At 59.4% G+C, this 17,158-nt stretch carries 11 protein-coding genes and 5 pseudogenes; 5 read left to right on the forward strand and 11 right to left on the reverse strand.

The features are described 5' to 3' along the window. Positions 1 to 1,370: pseudogene (locus tag AC1D1L_RS32595) on the reverse strand (ISL3 family transposase); the annotation flags it as partial. A gap of 81 nt (positions 1,371 to 1,451) precedes the next feature. Further along, positions 1,452 to 1,586 (reverse strand): annotated as a pseudogene (locus tag AC1D1L_RS32600) (IS110 family RNA-guided transposase); the annotation flags it as partial. Positions 1,587 to 2,276: 690 nt separating this feature from the next. On the opposite strand from AC1D1L_RS32600, the gene AC1D1L_RS32605 reads away from it, so the two are divergent. Next, complete coding sequence (locus tag AC1D1L_RS32605; protein WP_477345585.1) at positions 2,277 to 4,196, forward strand: potassium transporter Kup; 1,920 nt, start codon at positions 2,277 to 2,279, stop codon at positions 4,194 to 4,196. A gap of 265 nt (positions 4,197 to 4,461) precedes the next feature. Continuing rightward, positions 4,462 to 4,833: pseudogene (locus AC1D1L_RS32610) on the forward strand (OB-fold nucleic acid binding domain-containing protein); the annotation flags it as partial. A 154-nt stretch (positions 4,834 to 4,987) separates the two neighbouring features. Here the strand turns inward: AC1D1L_RS32610 and AC1D1L_RS32615 are convergent. Next, positions 4,988 to 5,197 carry a hypothetical protein gene (locus AC1D1L_RS32615; protein WP_477345586.1) on the reverse strand — a complete coding sequence of 70 codons (210 nt, stop codon included), beginning with the start codon at positions 5,195 to 5,197 and terminating at the stop codon, positions 4,988 to 4,990. 21 nt (positions 5,198 to 5,218) lie between these two features. Next, the gene (locus AC1D1L_RS32620) at positions 5,219 to 5,398 is read right to left on the reverse strand and encodes a hypothetical protein (RefSeq protein WP_436175304.1); all 180 of its coding nucleotides are present in this window, start codon (positions 5,396 to 5,398) and stop codon (positions 5,219 to 5,221) included. A 494-nt stretch (positions 5,399 to 5,892) separates the two neighbouring features. Between AC1D1L_RS32620 and AC1D1L_RS32625 the strand changes: the two are divergent. Both AC1D1L_RS32625 and AC1D1L_RS32630 read left to right on the forward strand, forming a co-directional pair. Continuing rightward, positions 5,893 to 6,099: pseudogene (locus tag AC1D1L_RS32625) on the forward strand (type IV secretory system conjugative DNA transfer family protein); the annotation flags it as partial. Between the two features lie 505 nt (positions 6,100 to 6,604). After that, positions 6,605 to 7,633, forward strand: coding sequence for a type III secretion protein (locus AC1D1L_RS32630; protein WP_477345587.1), 1,029 nt, complete (start codon positions 6,605 to 6,607; stop codon positions 7,631 to 7,633). 431 nt (positions 7,634 to 8,064) lie between these two features. On the opposite strand, the gene AC1D1L_RS32635 is transcribed toward AC1D1L_RS32630, so the two are convergent. The 6 genes from AC1D1L_RS32635 to AC1D1L_RS32660 form a co-directional block, all read right to left on the reverse strand. Continuing rightward, the gene (locus tag AC1D1L_RS32635) at positions 8,065 to 8,763 is read right to left on the reverse strand and encodes a glycoside hydrolase domain-containing protein (protein ID WP_477345588.1); all 699 of its coding nucleotides are present in this window, start codon (positions 8,761 to 8,763) and stop codon (positions 8,065 to 8,067) included. 117 nt (positions 8,764 to 8,880) lie between these two features. Continuing rightward, positions 8,881 to 9,453 carry a glutamate acetyltransferase gene (locus tag AC1D1L_RS32640; protein ID WP_436175300.1) on the reverse strand — a complete coding sequence of 191 codons (573 nt, stop codon included), beginning with the start codon at positions 9,451 to 9,453 and terminating at the stop codon, positions 8,881 to 8,883. Between the two features lie 137 nt (positions 9,454 to 9,590). Continuing rightward, entirely contained in the window at positions 9,591 to 10,466 is an 876-nt protein-coding gene (locus AC1D1L_RS32645) for a hypothetical protein (protein ID WP_436175299.1), read from the reverse strand. 132 nt (positions 10,467 to 10,598) lie between these two features. Then, on the reverse strand, positions 10,599 to 11,333 hold the full coding sequence (locus AC1D1L_RS32650) for a helix-turn-helix domain-containing protein (RefSeq protein WP_436175298.1): 735 nt from the start codon (positions 11,331 to 11,333) through the stop codon (positions 10,599 to 10,601). A 231-nt stretch (positions 11,334 to 11,564) separates the two neighbouring features. Continuing rightward, positions 11,565 to 12,518 carry a LysR family transcriptional regulator gene (locus tag AC1D1L_RS32655; RefSeq protein ID WP_436175297.1) on the reverse strand — a complete coding sequence of 318 codons (954 nt, stop codon included), beginning with the start codon at positions 12,516 to 12,518 and terminating at the stop codon, positions 11,565 to 11,567. Positions 12,519 to 12,997: 479 nt separating this feature from the next. Beyond that, positions 12,998 to 14,419 (reverse strand): alpha,alpha-trehalose-phosphate synthase (UDP-forming), encoded by a 1,422-nt coding sequence (locus AC1D1L_RS32660; protein ID WP_477345590.1) that lies wholly within the window; start codon positions 14,417 to 14,419, stop codon positions 12,998 to 13,000. 534 nt (positions 14,420 to 14,953) lie between these two features. On the opposite strand from AC1D1L_RS32660, the gene AC1D1L_RS32665 reads away from it, so the two are divergent. Continuing rightward, entirely contained in the window at positions 14,954 to 15,124 is a 171-nt protein-coding gene (locus tag AC1D1L_RS32665) for a Tn3 family transposase (RefSeq protein ID WP_420797451.1), read from the forward strand. 601 nt (positions 15,125 to 15,725) lie between these two features. Here AC1D1L_RS32665 and AC1D1L_RS32670 read toward each other — a convergent pair. Beyond that, positions 15,726 to 16,403 (reverse strand): annotated as a pseudogene (locus AC1D1L_RS32670) (IS110 family RNA-guided transposase); the annotation flags it as partial. Positions 16,404 to 17,158 lie beyond the last annotated feature (755 nt).

Consider the following 17,158-nt stretch of genomic DNA (forward strand, 5'->3'; position numbering starts at 1 on the left):
AGGATGCCGTTCCGTTGAAGCGCATCGCCAGGCGCCGCATCGCGGCGAAAGCGTCAGATCCCTGCTTCAGGGCATCGACCTTCCTTGCCTGCCGGCCTGTCATCAGGCCTCGCGGCTTGATGCACAGCGCTGCGGCAATCACCGGCGAGATCGCATGACCGGTTTCCGGGTCTCGAACCGGCTCCAACTTCAAGGCCGTGGGTGGTACATCATAGGCCTGCTCCCTTTCGGCCCGCCGCCAAGCTCCCAGCAAGCGCTCCAGATTGGCGAAGCTGCCGGTGTAGCCGCGCTGCTTGACGTCATGAAACAGATGTCGTCCGCAGCGGTTTCCATCCTTCCAGCATTGGGCAAGGAAGGCTTCGAAATACCAAGGTGATGTGGGGTTCAATGCCGCCCGCCGCCTGTCTGGCGGAGTCTTGAACTTGAGCCAATTCGCTACGCTGCGACGTTCATAGCCGGTCCGACGGGCGATCTCGCTGTACGACAGTCCCTCGTCGCGCAAGGCATGGAGCTTCTCGAATATCTCCTGACGAGATTGGCTATGTGCGAGACGGGCGCGCCGGCGATGTGTCGCGGCGTCAACGATTGCGTCCTCCGACAGGATCGCCCTGCCGGTGGCACGGCCGGAAAGGTTCATCTGTTCTTCGATCGCCGAGCGAAGATTCTGGACCAGGTGAAACGGCGACCTGTCGCGCCTGCGGTGCGCCCTCGCGAACAGCCTGCGCATAGAGGCCGCAGCGGTCCCGGCTGACGACCTCGACCGAAGGATGGCTCCGCAGCCACTTGGCCGCACTCTCGACGCTGCGGTTGTCCAGAATGTCGACAACCGCGCGGCGCTCGAGATCGACCATGATGGTCCCATAGCTTGTCGCCCGCCGCCAACTCCAGTCATCGATGCCAACCACCCGGATCTCGGAGTTGCGATGAGCAACCTCGGCATCCCGCTTGAGTTGCCGTAGGATGGTGTCGTCGCTGATCGGCATGCCGAGCCGTTGCATCAAGCGCTCGCCAGGACGGCCGCCCGTACTATGGCCAAGCAGGCCAACAATCTCCCCGACCCTCGTCGTCCGGCGCGCATAAGGAGCAGCAACCGTCGGCAGACGGTCGGTAAACGTTCGCCGCTCACATTTCCGACTTGTGCATCGCCAGCGACTCAGCAGGAGCTTCACCGTAACGGGCTTGCCCTGGACCGGCAGATCCTGAAGGCTGCGGTTGGACCAGCCGTGCCGACTTCGGCTTTGCCGTCGACAATCGGGGCAAATGCCGATCGCGGACCCGGCAGCGGAAACAACCCAGCCGTCATCAACGGTGAGCGCGACACCCAGTATCTTGACCCCTGGGCCGGGCGACCATTTCGATTTCGTTCGCATGCCCGCCCATAGCGACACCGTCGCTAACGGCGAATGAATCACACAAAGTGAGGAAGAACCTAATTAACTGCCAAGTGACACCACCGCCATGGCGTTGCCCGTAGCCTCAACGACAATCTCATCGGTCCGTCGCAAACTGCGGCCGAACCCTTCCAGTCCCGAGCGGGTCATGTCGACCCGTCCGTGATGGCGCAGCCGGCCATCTTCCCAAACCACCTATCGGTTACTAACAGTGACAACTGCGAGCTCGGCATCTTCTCCGCCATCGAGGCCGCCGCCGGCCTTTTCGAGAACCATCCGCATTCCTCTGTCTTTCCAGGAGACGGCGTGGACACCATGCCGTTCCTCACCGAACCCGCCTCCTAGCCCTTCGCCTGTGTAGCATACGTCACGACCCCCGTTTGGCTTCGACCTGAAGGATTACGGCGCCCCCTTCGCAGAGAAGATCGGGTTGTTCGTGGCGCGAGCAGCGAAGCCGAAGGAGCTTGTCTGGGTTCGGGTGCTGGCATGTCGATATTACGACCGTGTGCCCTTCGACAAGCTTGGTGGCTTCTTCAACTAGCATCTCGCCGCGGAGATCGAATCGTTATCTGCGCCGCAAAGTGCGGCCGGTGAGCGGCTTGGCCCTGCGTTCGAGTTGGCCACGCCTCGCTGGGATCGAGCATGTAAATGGCTTACGCAGCAACGGTGCGATCACAATGGAGCAACGGCATCAGGAAACCGCCATCCTTATGCGCCCCGACACCCTGGTCGCCATCGGTCGCATCGCGGGGGGCACTGTGGCCGAGGGCTGGCGAGTCTGCCAAGGCGAGCAACGATAGGCGATGCCGGCAGACATTACGTTGCGGCACTTGATATTGCAGTGCAGCAAGCGTAGAGCACCGCGCGCTTATCGGAGTGTCGTCCATGGCCCTTACCAATGCTGGTAACGAGGCAGAACCTGTCCAACAATCGAGCCATTCTAAGGTCGAGCAGCACAGCACCAAGGTGCTGATGCTGGGGGCACTCGGTGTCGTTTACGGCGATATCGGCACCAGCCCGATCTATGCATTCCGCGAAGCGTTGCATGCATCAGCCAATGGCAACGTCGCCAACCGTGGCGACATCCTCGGCGTGCTGTCGCTGATCATCTGGTCGCTGACGATCACCGTGACGATCAAATACATCATGTTCGTGCTCCGCGCCGACAATCGAGGCGAGGGCGGAGTGCTGTCGCTTGTCGCGCTGGCGCGCAACAGTTTCCCGACCCGCTCGGCGGTGATCCTCGGCATCGGCATCGTCGGCGCGGCGCTTTTTTTCGGCGACGCAGTGATTACGCCGGCAATCTCGGTACTGTCGGCGGTCGAAGGTATGAATGTCGTCACGCCGACATTCCAGCCCTATGTGGTGCCGCTGACACTGGCCATCCTGGCGATCGTGTTTGCGGTACAGCGGTTTGGCACCGGCGGCGTAGGATTGGTGTTCGGGCCCGTTACCGCGCTGTGGTTCCTGGCCATCGGCCTTTCTGGCCTCAACCACATCATGGACGACCCGGAAATCCTGCTGGCCATCAGCCCGCATTACATCGTGTCGTTCCTGGTCAACTCGCCCGAAGTCGCCTTCGTCACGGTTGGTGCGGTTTTTCTCGCCGTCACCGGCGCTGAGGCGCTCTATGCCGACCTCGGCCATTTCGGGCGCAAGCCGATCGTGCTCGCCTGGCTGGCAATCGTGTTTCCTTGCCTGTTGCTCAACTATGTCGGGCAAGGTGCCTTCGTGCTGGCGAATGGCGGTGTCGTCGGTCATCCCTTCTTCGAGATGAACGAAGGCTGGATGCTTATCCCGATGGTGGTGCTGGCGACGGCGGCGACTGTGATCGCCAGCCAGGCGGTGATCTCCGGCGCCTTCTCGCTGACCAGACAAGCGGTGCAGCTCAACATGCTGCCGCGTTTCGTGATCCTGCATACGTCGGAAAAACAGTCGGGCCAAATCTACCTGCCGCGCGTCAACCTGCTGCTGGCGCTGGTGGTGATGCTGCTGGTGGTCGGCTTCGGTGAATCGAGCAGACTGGCCTCGGCCTACGGTATTTCGGTAACCGGCAACATGCTGGTGACGAACATACTGCTTTTTATTGTGATGACGCGCATCTGGAAGTGGCCGGTCGGCGTCGCGGTCGCCTTGATGGCGGTGTTCGCCTTCGTCGATACCGGCTTCTTTGCGGCCAACATAGTCAAGGTGTTTGAAGGGGGCTGGTCCTCGCTTGCCATTGCCGCAGTTATTGTGCTCACCATGTGGACCTGGATCCGCGGCACCCGCTATTTGTTCGAAAAGACGCGCCGGAACGAGATCCCGCTGGATTTCCTTGCCGGCAATCTGCTGAAGAAGAAGCCGCATCTGGTGTCGGGCACTGCGGTGTTCCTGACCAGCGATCCGCTCAGCGCGCCGACCGCACTGATGCACAGCCTGAAGCACTACAAGGTGCTGCACGAGCAGAACGTCATCCTTTCGGTAGTGACGGCGCCGCAGCCGGTGGTGCCCGACAGCGACCGCGTCAAGATGGAGACGGTCAACGAGCTGTTCACGCGGGTGACGCTGACCTTCGGCTATATGGAACAGCCCAACATTCCGCGCGCGCTGGCGATCTGCCGCAAGCAGGGCTGGAAGTTCGACATCATGACGACGTCCTTCTTCCTGTCACGGCGCTCGCTCAAGGCGTCGCCGAATTCCGGCATGCCGATCTGGCAAGACAAGCTGTTCATCGGCCTGGCGCGCTCGGCGGCCGATGCGACGGAGTATTTCCAGATCCCGACCGGACGTGTGGTCGAGATCGGGACGCAGGTGGCCGTTTAGGCATGCCCGGTTGAGCAGAATCAATTGGCATTTTCCGAGCCGGTGAATGCCTGACTCCAGGCCCGAAGCTTCCGGCCCCAAAGCCGTCCCTTTACGCCTGCGATCATTCCCCTTCCCCATTGTCTTGCCGACCCACCAGTCGAGATGCTCTGAAACGACCTCGCCGGGCAGCAACTTATTCATTTGAACGTAATCGATGTGCCGCAAGTCCGACCTTCAATCTTTCAGTTCACAGGCAAGCGTTACCAAAATCGGCGTGCCGCCTAACCGGCGCCGCGTCGTGACCTGTCAGGAAGCCATGCAGGCGCGAGACAGAAGCTGGCTCGAGGCCGCCGGCCTGGTGCTGGTCCGGCAGCGGCCGGGCTCGGCCAGAGGCTTCATGTTCCTCACCATGGAGGATGAGACGGGCGCGGCAAACATCGTCGTCTGGGTCAAGATCTTCGAGAAATTCCGGCTCGTGCTTCTCTCGTCGGCCATGCTCGGCGTACGCGGTCGTATCCAGCGAGAAGGGGAGGTGGTGCATCTCGTCGCCCACGAGCTGACCGATCTGTCGGCCGAGCTGGCCAGCGTGGGAAACCGTGAGATGCCGTTTCCATTGCCGCACGGCCGCGGGGATGAGGCTCATCACGGCGCGCCCGGCCGGGGCCGACCACGCCTTCGACCGTAGAAGAAGGCGCCGGCATATCTCGGTTATGCAGGACCTGGCGGATGCGGGTGCTGTGGCGGCGCCCACATGCGTTCGCTGCGGTTCCTGCGCAGTCGTCGCGGGGACAGGCTTCCGTTGTCGAGTGTCACCTGCCGCTGAATGTGACAGGCCAGGATGAAGCGGCGCAGGTTCGCGCCCAGCCGCCAACAATCCACGCCGGCAGCGGCGCCACGAGCCTCTCGCCGCTCGGTGTCACCCAGCACTCCCGGCGATAGCGCATCACATCCGACAGAACCAGATCGCGCACCAGGATCGTCTCGTATCCCTTGAAGCGTGAGCCCGCAGGAGCGCTCACCGCAACCGTTCACCTCGCGGCTCACGCGACCGCCGTCGCGCTTTGCGCCGCGACGGCGTCGCTTCCCCTTGCCAGATGCGTTGCGCATTCCGACGGCTTGGTCGGCTTGTCCGGAGGGCGATCCTTGAGGGTCTGGATCTCGGCGCGCAGCGCCTGGTTCTCGATCTCAAGGCTCTCGACCCGGCCTTGAAGACCGCGCACTATGCCGATCAGCGCAGCAAACGGCCCGCGGAGCTGAGCAAGCGACAGGCCTTCAAGCGAATCAGTCGGTGGTAGCGTCCGCAAATGGTGAATCACGAACGCGCTCGCCGCAAACCCCTCCGCCCGGAAAATCTGATCTGGTTACGGCTCTCGGCGTGACCCAGAGAGCTGGGAGAAGCCTCTGCGAGACTACAAGTGTAACACCATGTTGGTTTAGCAGATCATGCTTCGGTGGTAACCTCATGGGGTACAGAAACGACTTTGGAAGCTGAGCAATGGATCGCGATAGCAAACGGACACGTGCAGCTGGAAGTTCATCCCGCGACGGGAGGAGGGCCGAGGAACGCCGTAACCACCTCGACCTTCCAGACGGGCCATTGACCATGTTGCAGAACGGTTAGTAACGGCTAACCCGCGCGATACAGCAAGCGATCTCGGGAGCTTCAAATCCGCCGAGAGGCAACCGCGACGTGCAGTTCAGGACGTTGCACTTCTTTGTGCTCTATGAATTCAAGCACTTGGGTAAGCTGGAGGCGATCGAGACCGCAATTACGACCATCGCGGGCTACAAGGGTCGCTTCAGGCTCATCATCCAGAGCCTCTCGGCACTGACGGGGGCCTAAGGCGAGGCTGGCAAGCAGAATTTTCTCGGCAATACCGGCCTGCAAGTGTTCATGGCCACTGCCGATGACGAGACTCCGAATGGTCATGCCGCCAGATCCCACATTTTGATCGATGCCCGGTTAACGTCACGGTGCCCGTTTTCACAGCGTTAAGTTTACGGTGCCCGTCAGCTTGTCGTAAGCCAACCCGCCTAGCATGAGTCATCCAGATGACACTGACGGTTAAGCGCCCGTCTCGCGTATCCCGTCCCTCGGCGATCAGAAACTCCACTACAGGTGAACGGCTATGGGAATTTGCATCTCCAAATCCTCCGGATCGACTCGACAGTCGCCGCGAGAATCCACGGCGTCGGGCTTTGAGAGCAGCATATCAGCGCTGAGGGTCTCCCTGGGCACGCCTGCCGACAGGTTGCGACGGGGCGGAGATGCGCCTCTGGAGCCACATCAGATCCAGCAGGCCGCCTATCATATGGGAGCGTGTGTCGTCGGTGACGATGTCACCAGCCCGATAAGACTCGCGACAGCGGGGCAAACAGTTCACGACGTCCGCCTGCTGCTCAAGCATGGCCGGGGAAACGTTAAGGTGGACGACATTCCCTCTCACGGCCACAACAGCATCGGATCGTCGGTTGCAATGATGGGAGCAGACGACAACATTAAGGTTGCAGTGGCCGTAGTCATGGGAGCGGCGTGCTGCAATCAGACCGCTCCCCTTTCCGCTATCGTCCACGCCCCACACATGGCGGCCGACGAGCGGAGTATGACCTCTAGTGCTTCCGTGTCAATGAAAGAGATAACCGACCAAGGTGATGAGATCCCAGTCAAGACGGGTCACATTTGGAACGAACTGCGGCGCGGAAGCCGCGACCCGAGGTCGACCGTGGTTATGGATGCCTGGGCCAACGGTCCCGCTGTTCGGTTGAAGGACAGCGCATGGAGCGGAGTGCCGGTCAAGGAAGGTCATTGGTCGATGGACAAAAGCACCGCCGAATTCCTGAAAAACCGTGTTGAGGGGTTGATTCCGTTCGCGCATCCGGACACAAATGAACAAACTGCCAACGATTTGCGCCGGAAGCAAAACGCACCCGTATCGTGGAAGAAATATGCAGAAGTACAGGTGATCTCACCCGAGTTCGCCGATAGTGTACGCAACGCATTGTCCCGTATTCCTGAAGACCAACAAAGGGAAATCGCATCACTGATGATTCAGGAAGCCTACGGAATGGATCCTTCCTCGCGCACGCACCAAGACGCAGTGGAATCAGTTCTGGTGGCCGCCAACAAACTGGACTCGCTGCCCCGGCCTCCTGTCGAGCCGCMGGAATTGGCGGCGTATCACCAGTTCGACGCAAATCAACAGGTCCAAGCTCACGCAGTTCCCGGCATGCAAGATATCTTGCCGCACATGCCTCCGCCGCAGCATGCATGGAATGCGAATCTGGACGGCCACATAGCAGGTCTTGAAGCTGAAGTCCGTGCGACAGGTGCGCAAATCTCCTATGAACAGCTGCGGCGGGGTGGTCAAGTCGGGCAGTCCATAAGCCACGCCTACAATCACGCCCGCGAGGATCTAATGGCTGCCTCCAGAAGCAGAGATCGCTCCGGCCGTTGAGGTCTCGGCCATGGTAAGTGACGCCTTCTCCCCGAATTCCGTTCACAGCGTTGCCGTTTCCAATGCGCTGGCCGTTGATGTACCTGACTTAGGGTAACTTTCAGAAACACGTCTGCCGGGTGGTGCGACCAAGCATCACACCACCCGCTCCGGCATCGATCTGTCGAGCGGCGACATCGCACGACGTCGGCGTGGTACTGGTGCCCAATGTCGGCCGCCGGTTGGGCGTGGGTGGACGGCGCTGCAGGTACTTCCGGGGATGATGATGGCGGCCGCACCGCTCGATTGTAGCGGGGCGAGCGCGTGGAGAGACGATTTGCGAGATACCGCGAACAACCTTACACTCGCCGTTGACGTCGGAGACCTCTACGAACATAAACGCGACAACGTTTTCAGCTTGCCGCGCCTACGAGCCGGAGTCCCTCGCCATCCTAGGCCAGCGAGCCTTCGCCCGACTCATCAACTTGGAAGGCCCCGATCTCCCTCCGAGGAACCCGAACGATATTGCGGTCATAGCCCACCCCAGAGGAGCCATGGGCAACCTCTGGAGGTACCTGCCGCATCGACCATCGGTTGGAATAAAAGAACTGCTCGGTTCCAAGAAACAGTGGCGACATAGATATCCATGGAACCGTGATCAGTCCCTCCGCCAATAATTTTGAGAGCACGGCACCGCTACCATACGCGCCGACTACGAAAGTGCCGTTGATCTCCTCTTTAATCGCGTGGAAGTAGGCGAGGATAGGGCCATCGATCTGCGTAGCCGGATAGTCCAAATCGACGGAGAAAAAAATCGTACTGCCTCTATCTTTCGGCTGGCCGACGCGCTTTGCGAACCCCATAGCACTCCTTGCATTTGCAGTACCGATCGAGCTCGAGAAATTTGAAATATGGCGGCTACTGTCCTGGAAAATCGGTAGAATTCCGAAACCGTGCCCAGATAGTAGTTTGGCCTCCACTGGTGTGATGGTTTTTGGCCTCGCGGAACTCGCGTAATACCGAATGACCGTGGTCACCCCTGATCTTCGCAAGAAAGTGAGAAATTTCCGGCCTGCCGCATTGTTGAGACGGACGCTGACATCCGCTGCGGACCATCCGTCCGCCTTCGCGAAGTCTTCATGATAGGGCATGGGCTTTCCCGCTACAAAGGGCACCGCCGACTTCGCTCCGCTGACGAAATCTGCGGTATTCACATATTCAACGAGCGTGCTGCTCCTTCTGGCTGAATGTAACGTCTGGCATACGGGTCAGAGCAAGACGCGCAGGTAGTAAGGTGAGTCGCTCGGCGGGCCGAAGCGGCCGAAAAGCTGCGCGATAGTGGACTGCGTATCCTTTTTTGACAGATTCAGCCACGCCTTCAGCAATGTCGAGGTGACGGCGAAACTGCCAGGGCTTCCACCATCGAAAACGGCAAGGCAGGTTAAAGATAAATAGATTTTCGCGGAGTCGGATTGATCCAGGATGAAGCAGTTGAATGCAGTCGGTTCGCCGTATCTGCTCAGATAGACACTGATGGGCTTCGCCAGATCGACGCCTGCTTTGTCGCCGTCGGCAGCATCGGCGCAAATTGACGCGAGGGTACTTGGCAAATCCGCAACGGCCATCGTGCGGTTCAGGGTCGTCGAAGCCGTGGCGGCCTCCACCTGGTTCGGCACCATCTGCATCGCATTCTGCCAGATATCAGGATCCAAGTTCAGAATTGAGCCTTCGGACAGTTTCCGGATCAAGCCTGAGCAAATCCTCTCCGCTTCGAGGGGGCCGCTGCTATGGGCGCCGATTACCAGGAAGAGGCCCGCAGTTGTTTCTGCGATGGGGTTCATAGTTGGTTTCTTATAGAAGCGGGGCCGGAGTTCGTCGGCACCGCTGTCAGCCGGACCTGATCTATGACGCTGGCGAGGTTTCTTCGAATTGACACCGTCGGCTGGTGCGCTGCTGCTTTTGAGACCAATCATTAGGATCAGACCTTGGGCGTGATGTCTTGTTGCGGGGTCGAGCCACCATTAAAGAAGTTCTTGGCATTCATAAACTGCTCGGTCGCGTTCTTATTCACGATCTCCTGGAAGTTTTTGTAATCGGGGCCGCCGTTGCGGATCCGGCGGGTCTGAACGATATTGGTAACCTCGCTATAACGTAGGTCGACGTTGACATATCGTGTCGATGAGCACGAAGATTGTAGATCAAGGAAGTACTCATTGAACGTGACTTCTCGAAGAACAATTGCTCCGTAGTCGTAGTATCCGCCTGCCCCGTTATCGAGAAGGTAGCTTTGGTAGGTGCATGTCAGAGCCTTGTACTGCTGCGACTTGCTGTTGGCGCTGAAGGCCAGGTTGCCCATCTCAGTGAGGAAGGACTCGAAATCCGTTAGCAGAGACGCCCCGTCAGTGACGATCGCCTTCGCGATCAAGGAGAGGAACGTGGCTGAAACGGAGGTGCCAGAAAACTTGTTTGAGTAACCTTTCTGTTTTTGCGCTCCCATCGAAAGGTCGGGAATGTTGCCCACAACGTTCGTCCAGGTGTTGATGTCAAGTTTTTCCGCATCAACCTTAGGATAATGGGTATGCATGTAGTCGTGAATGAGTCCTCCTATAGCCAGAAGGTTGTCCTGATTTTCTTTCATGATGCCGCTGTACGCCGGGTCATCGGTCTTCTGACCAATGAGGTGAAACTGTACTGTTCCTTGATCGTTGGCGATCGTGTCGTCACTGGGGCGCGCAGCACCTGGCTGGGCCAAAAGAAGGGACTTGGCGCCGAAAAAGGTGCTCGCCGCCTCATAGTTCTTGTCCGAATAGCTCTGTTCATGCCCTTGAAAATGCGCTGCGACCGCGTTCAACATGCTTATCTTCCTTTTCTGAGCGTTGCTGCAAAGGCCGCAAAGTGCCTGGAGCGGGTAAACGCTTGAGTATCAGGTAATCTTTGCGTGTCTTCACTGGCTGTATACCAGTTTGTTTCGATCCCCACCTTTGCGTCAGGCAGACCTTTCTCTGCGCGCCGCCATTTTGCGATAGCGCAGCGGCGAGAGCCCATGAATCGCTTTGAACGCCGTCGAGAAATTGTTGCTGTTTTCGTAGCCTAAGGATTCAGCGACCTCGGCCACGCTTTCATGCCCGCTTCGCAAGCGGGCGGCAGCCTCCATCATCCGGTAGTGCCGTAACCAGGTCATAGGCCCGCAGCCAAAGGCAGCCTCGAAGCGGTTGACGAGCGTTGTCTTGTTGGTCCCGGCTATGCGCACCAGTTCGCTGAGGGCGATCTGCTGACCGACTCGCTGTGCCAGCAGATCGCACGCCTTCTGAACGAGGGGGTCGGCTGAGAAGAATAGCGGTGCAGAACGCCGCGCGATCTGGGCGACGCAGGCGATCAGTCTGCTTACAACTTCCTGCTCGATCAGTGGCCACAACAGGTAATCGGAATACCCGTCGGAGAAAACCGCCTCTCGGTCCAGCCTGTCTTCGGAAACCAGGGCTAGTTGCACCAGCCCGGAAGAGAGCTTCGCATGACCGTACCCATGTTGCTCCGGTTCGCGGCAATCGATGATGACGATTTGCGCGCAGTGCCCCAACCGCAACAAACGGTGCTCAAGGATATCGATCTGCCGCGCTTCGTTGGGCAGATTGCCGAAGATCCGAGAACTCGCAATTTGTGCCAAACACTTACCTGCCAAAGGGTCCGGGCCAAGATACGCGGCCAGAATCGATGCATGCACCACACCCTGCCTGCGAAGGCCTTGACGCGGCCGAACGGCGGTCGAAGAAGGAGGGTCTTGGGTTGTGTAGTTGGCTGTAAGTGTGAATACCTTCTTCACAGCAGATGCTCGCTCGAAGTCAGCGCGCGTCGGTTTCACTGAGTTGGGACAGCGGAACCAGCATCACGTCCGATGGACGAGGGGGGTAATCAACTGGCTCGGTCCTGAAGATAGTGCCAGACCTCGATCGCATCACGCTTCTTCCCTTGGCGAAGCATCAGCCGTTTGCCCTCTCATTGTCGATGGACGCGCCAACTCTGTTCCCGCCGCCGCTGCGGCGGCAATCTTGTGGCGCAGCCAGTGATGTTCTGGGTCGCGATGGCAACGCTCGTGCCAAATCAGCCCAACCTCGTAAGGCGATAGTTCCACCGGCGGATCGACAATCGCCAGGGGGAGCAAGGCGGCGATCCGTGTCGCGACGCGGTGTGGTACAATGAGCACCAGATCAGTCGCCGCGATGGCTACAGCGGCCGTCAGGAGGTTGGAAACCAGCACCGGATCGCGATCTCGGAGGTGTAAATTTGCCAGATCGTCATGCACCCGTCCGAAGCCGCCCTTAGAATCCGAGTCAACGGCAGCGTGGCGCAGGGCAGCGAAGGCCTCGATCGTCCATTCCTGCGCCAGGGCTGGGTGGTCGCAACGTAGCAGGCAGGCGAAGCGATCAGTATAGAGCCTGCGCCGAAAGAAGCCCGGTGGCGTTTCACCGGTCTGCCCAACGGCCAGATCGATCTCACCTTGTTCAAGCCGCCGGAGCGCGCCAGTTAGAAACGAGCCGGTGACGATGTCGAGATTAGGCGCGTGCTCGCGCAGCAGGGGTAGGAGAGGCGGCAGCAAGATCAGGGCTTGGTGGTCGGGTATCGCCATTATTGTCTTTGATCGCCATTCCCCCTGGCGGTTCACGATCCCGCGGAGCGCATCCAACACCGGCGGCAGCATTCGGGCCAACCGTTCGGCCTGCGGCGTCGGGACCAAGCCGCTCGAGCCGCGAACCAAGAGGTCGTCATTGAAAATGCCACGCAGCCTTGTCAACGCTCGGCTCATCGACGGTTGGCTCAAGCGCACGTGCCGAGCCGCATGCGTGACGTTGCGGTGCTCCAGCAGCGCCTCAAGAGACACCAGTAAATTCAGGTCAATGGATGCCAACATTTGCTGTGGCCGTGGGGCGCGAGCGCCCTCGACTATCGGTCGTGGCCGCTCACGCGTGTTTGAAGAAAGCTGCCGACTGCAAGAGAGCTCACCCATGTCTTTTTCCTCTTGTTTTAAATTGGAATGTGCTCATGCTACGTCTTGAGATCTGGCGTGCGGTGTAGGTCGATGCTGCTTAGCCCATCAGCAATGTCGCCAACCTGGTGGTCGACATATTCAATACACGGGGTCTCGTCAGCGAAGCGATGACAGTCGAATACTCGACGCCGACGGAGCCGGGGACGAGAGCCCTCTTGCGCGGATCGGCCAAACTAGTTTGATGTGTGACCGCAGCCGCGAGTTCTTCGCTCCCGTGCCAGCATAATCGGCTACAACCCAACTGGGTGGTTGGCCTGCGGTCATCGCCATCCACCACAGCACATTAACCACGCCTCGGCGAGGCCGGAATGCTGCCCTGATTCAATTAGTCGCGATCAGCCTCATGCTGGCAAGTCCGCCGCCTCGAGCTTGGCGAGAAAGCCGTCGCACCATCGATAGACATCATGCCCGATGAGACTGTGCTTCATTGCCTTCCAACGGTCTTTCCGTTCGTCTGGCGACATGCGAAATGCCTGTTCCGTGGAGGCCGCCACAGCCTCTGGGTCATAGGGATTGACAAGCACCGCTCCCTCCAATTCGCCAGCGGCGCCGGCAAATTGCGAGAGCACGAGGACGCCCGGATTGCTTGGGTCTTGCGCAGCCACGTATTCCTTCGCCACCAGATTCATGCCGTCGCGGAGCGGCGTCACCAGGCCAACGCGTGCCAGTCGATAGAGGCCGGCCAGTTGCAGCGGGCCATGGGAACGATTGGTGTAGTGTACTGGTACCCAATCGATGGTTCCAAGTTCCCCATTGACACTTCCCACCAGTTCGGCGATGCGCTTTTGCAGCGCCAGATAGGCCGGTATTTCCCCGCGGGATTTCGGGGTAATCTGCAGCAGTAGCGTCTTGCGGACGCGATGGCTGTTACGATCAAGGAAATGGCGAAACGCCACGATGCGCTGATCGATGCCCTTGGAATAATCCAATCGGTCGACACCAATGGCGACGTCACAGCCAGCAGTCCTCTTGTAAACTTCCTGCAGATCCCCGTCGCGCGTCGCTAGCTCTGCGAGGCTCTCGAACTTGGCCGTGTCGATACCGATTGGAAAAACCCCGCAGCGAAACTCCCGCCCTTTGACCAGGCAGCTACGGTCTTTCATGAGACGCCCTAAGTTTCGGCGGCGTAGACATTCGGCGAAGTTGTTAAGATCGTCGTCGGTTTGAAAGCCAACAAGGTCATAGAACGAAAGCGCTTCCAGCAATTCTTCGCAGAGCGGCACGGTGGCGAGGATGTCCGCCGGCGGCCATGGTATGTGCAGGAAAAAGCCGATCCGGTTGCGGCAGCCGCGCTCGCGCAGTTCTTTCCCTAGAGGGATCAGATGATAATCCTGCACCCATATGACGTCGTCCTCGCGGTGGAGCGGCATTAAGGACTCTGCGAAGAGTCGGTTAACGCGGTAATATCCTGACTTTCTCGCGTCGCTGTATTCGGCGAGGTCGACACGGCAGTGGAAGACCGGCCAAAGGACCCTGTTGGCGAAGCCGTAGTAATATTCGTCCAGATCCTTCTGCGAGAGATCGGCAAGGGCATAGGTGATGCCGTTGGCCTCCTGCATCGTCGGTGACAGCTGGTTCTTCTCGGTTTTCACCTTCCCCGACCAGCCCATCCAAAGCCCGCCTCGTTGCTGGAGCGCGGCGTTCAGCGCAATGGCCATCCCGCCCGGGGGCAGTGACCCGTGCTCGTCGGGCAACGCAACCCTGTTGGAGACAATGACCAGTCTACCATCTCCACCGTCCCCAACACTCATAATGTTTTTCATGGTCACTCCTGTTGCCTGTCAGCTTTTGGCTTCGATCTCAGCCAAGTTAGTGACGGTCATCAGGTGGGACAATCTCATTAGGCGTATGGTAGAATAGCGCACACAAATAGGCACTAAGCGGGACAGGAACTGAGCTCGCAAAGCTTCGGTTTTTGGATCATGTTTCTCCTAAGTTTTTAACCGAGAGCGTGGACCCGATTCCCTACGACCACTAGTTTGGCAGACCGGCGCCCCCGGCTCGCGATGAGCGCATCAACCTCCCAATTTTCCCAGACCTTTGTCACCACCTCTACGAATTCGCCCGCGCTCTTGTAACCGTCGGCGTGGGTTGGGTGTCGGTCAAAGCCGAAATTCAACGCCGCGACCCCGACCATTTGGCCAGACACGCTTTCATTGGCTGCGATCGGCGGCGGATGCGCCTGGTGCCTCAAACCTGGCGGGCTGACCGAACGGATTGCCTTCCTGCGCAAGCTGGAAATCGACCTTCATCTGGCGGGCATCGATCAACACCGGTGCGGTTGTGCCCTCGACGATTTGAAGAAGCTCTCGGCATCACCGAAAGGAAAGCCAACTGGGCAAACTCTTCGGGAACTCGGCCGCGTCGAGCGGTCGCTCTCCATGATCGAATGCTATTCGAGTCCCGCATTGCGCCGGCGATCTCAGGCCCGGTCGTCCTTGATGGCGCTCAGAGCAACGGCTATGTGAAACGCGGTCGCAAACCCGGCAGGCCGCCGGTTCCAACCGGCCTGAGCAAGCACCCACTCAGGCGTCCCTACCGGAAGTCGGGCGCGCCGTTCGCGGACGTCGATCTGCGGCTGACGGAGAGTGACAAGAATCCTATCGCTGACGTCGTCACGATGCTTAGCGATCCCGCTGCGGCCGGCCCCGGCCAACGAAGCTAGTTCATAGCGGCGGCTCTCTAAGCCGAGGGGTGCCTGACTGAACGGTACCTGATCCGGGCTGGCAATCCCGACCAGGTGACGCCCGATCGGGCTCTCTCGTTGTGGCCGTCCCCACGGCCATGCAACATTTCTTCTGTGGTTGCCGCCCGTTGTGCAAGGAGCTTCTGATCTTTTGAACGTGTGATCGAGTGCGGTCTTCTGTCAGGCCTTTGAGTGCGGCGCTTCCAAGAGCCGCTGGCCGGTATGGTGATCTGCGGATCGGGTCCAAATCTACTTTCCGTGCTTGCAAGCTCAAGAAATGTCACTGGTTTTCCCTATCCGGATCGGTTCGATCATGCGCCCATTCGGGTCGTCGACTTCTCACACCTCCTTACCGGCGTTAGCCGTCCGTGGTCAGCATCAGTTCATGCCGCAACGGCCAACGCCGGATCCCGATAGTTTTCCTGTTTCGTCAGCATAGCCCAGATTTTGCGAGCCATCTTGTTTGCCAGTGCGATCGCCACCAGCATCCGCGGTTTCCTGGCAAGCATCCGGGCTAGCCATGAGCCCTGGAGGGGCGATCGACGGCCCGCCCAGCTCACGCGGGCCATTGCGCCGATGATCAGCAGCCTGCGGATGTCGGCCTGACCGGCTTTGGACACCCGGCCGAGCCTTTCCTTGCCTCCGGACGAGAACTGCCTGGGCACAAGCCCGAGCCAGGCCGCAAAGTCCCGCCCGCGCTTGAAGCTCTCCATTGCCGGGGCAAAGGCTTCAATCGCAAGGGCCGTCATCGGGCCTATGCCCGGCATGGTTTGGAGCCGTCGCGCAACGTCGCTGTCGCGGGAAAGATCCGCGATCTTTCTTGCTTTGTCCTCGATCCTGGCCGTCTTCTCGCTGATCTGGGCCAAAAGATCGCGGCATTCCTCCCGCACGATGTCCGGCAAGCGGATGTCGGCATCATCGACCATCGCCTCGATGCGCTTTATGTGGGCGATCCCTAGAGGAACGACATGGCCATATTCGTAAAGCACGGCACGTAGCGCGTTCACCAGTTCCGTCCGCTGGTGAACGATGCGCTCCCGGGCCCGGAACAAGATCGCCCTCAAGCAGCCGAGCCAAAACGCGGACGTGCTAATGTTTCCGATTGGGCGTCGCTTCTGAGGCGATCTCCAAGGTGGCAATCATGAACGCCCGTCAAGGCATGAGCCGAGTCGGCAATCGAATGGGAGTCCGAGGCCTATCGCTCACAAACTTCGGAATTTCGCTGCGCCTATTGTCATCGGCGGCAGCTATTCCGGAATGGCCGCCGCCCAGCAGTTCCGCCGCGCCCGCGCTAGGTTCCTGGTGATCGACGCCGGGTTGTGGCGGAACGCTTTTTTTTCAGCCATTCGCCTGCCTTCCTGTCCCAGGACGGCGTCGATCCGGCCGAGACCAGGAACGGTCGCCTGAGTAGCTTTCGCGCTACGCGACGCCCTGGTACGACGGAACGGCCGAACGGGTGAGAGGAGCCGCGACGGTTTCGGGTCCTACTCGCTGACGGCCCTCCGCGGAGGGCCGTCGAGTCTTTTTCGCTGCCGGCGTTTCAGATGCGCTGCCAAGGTCAATGGGCTGGCTGAGATATTGGAGAACAGCATTCCACCGACCCTGATGTATGGCTGTGAACTCTAACGGGACGGCTCGGCGTGATTGGTGCCGATCCTGCTCGGCTCACCAGGCACCTCGCGTGTCCGAATGAGGAGGTCTTTGCCCTGCGGAGCGAATGCTCATTTTTCCATAATCATTGCATATATCAGTGCTAGGAAGGTCCGAATTGGAAACGAAAACAATGGGGCGAGGCTTATGATGTTGAGCTGTAGCC

Source organism: Mesorhizobium sp. P2_D6 (assembly GCF_056404315.1).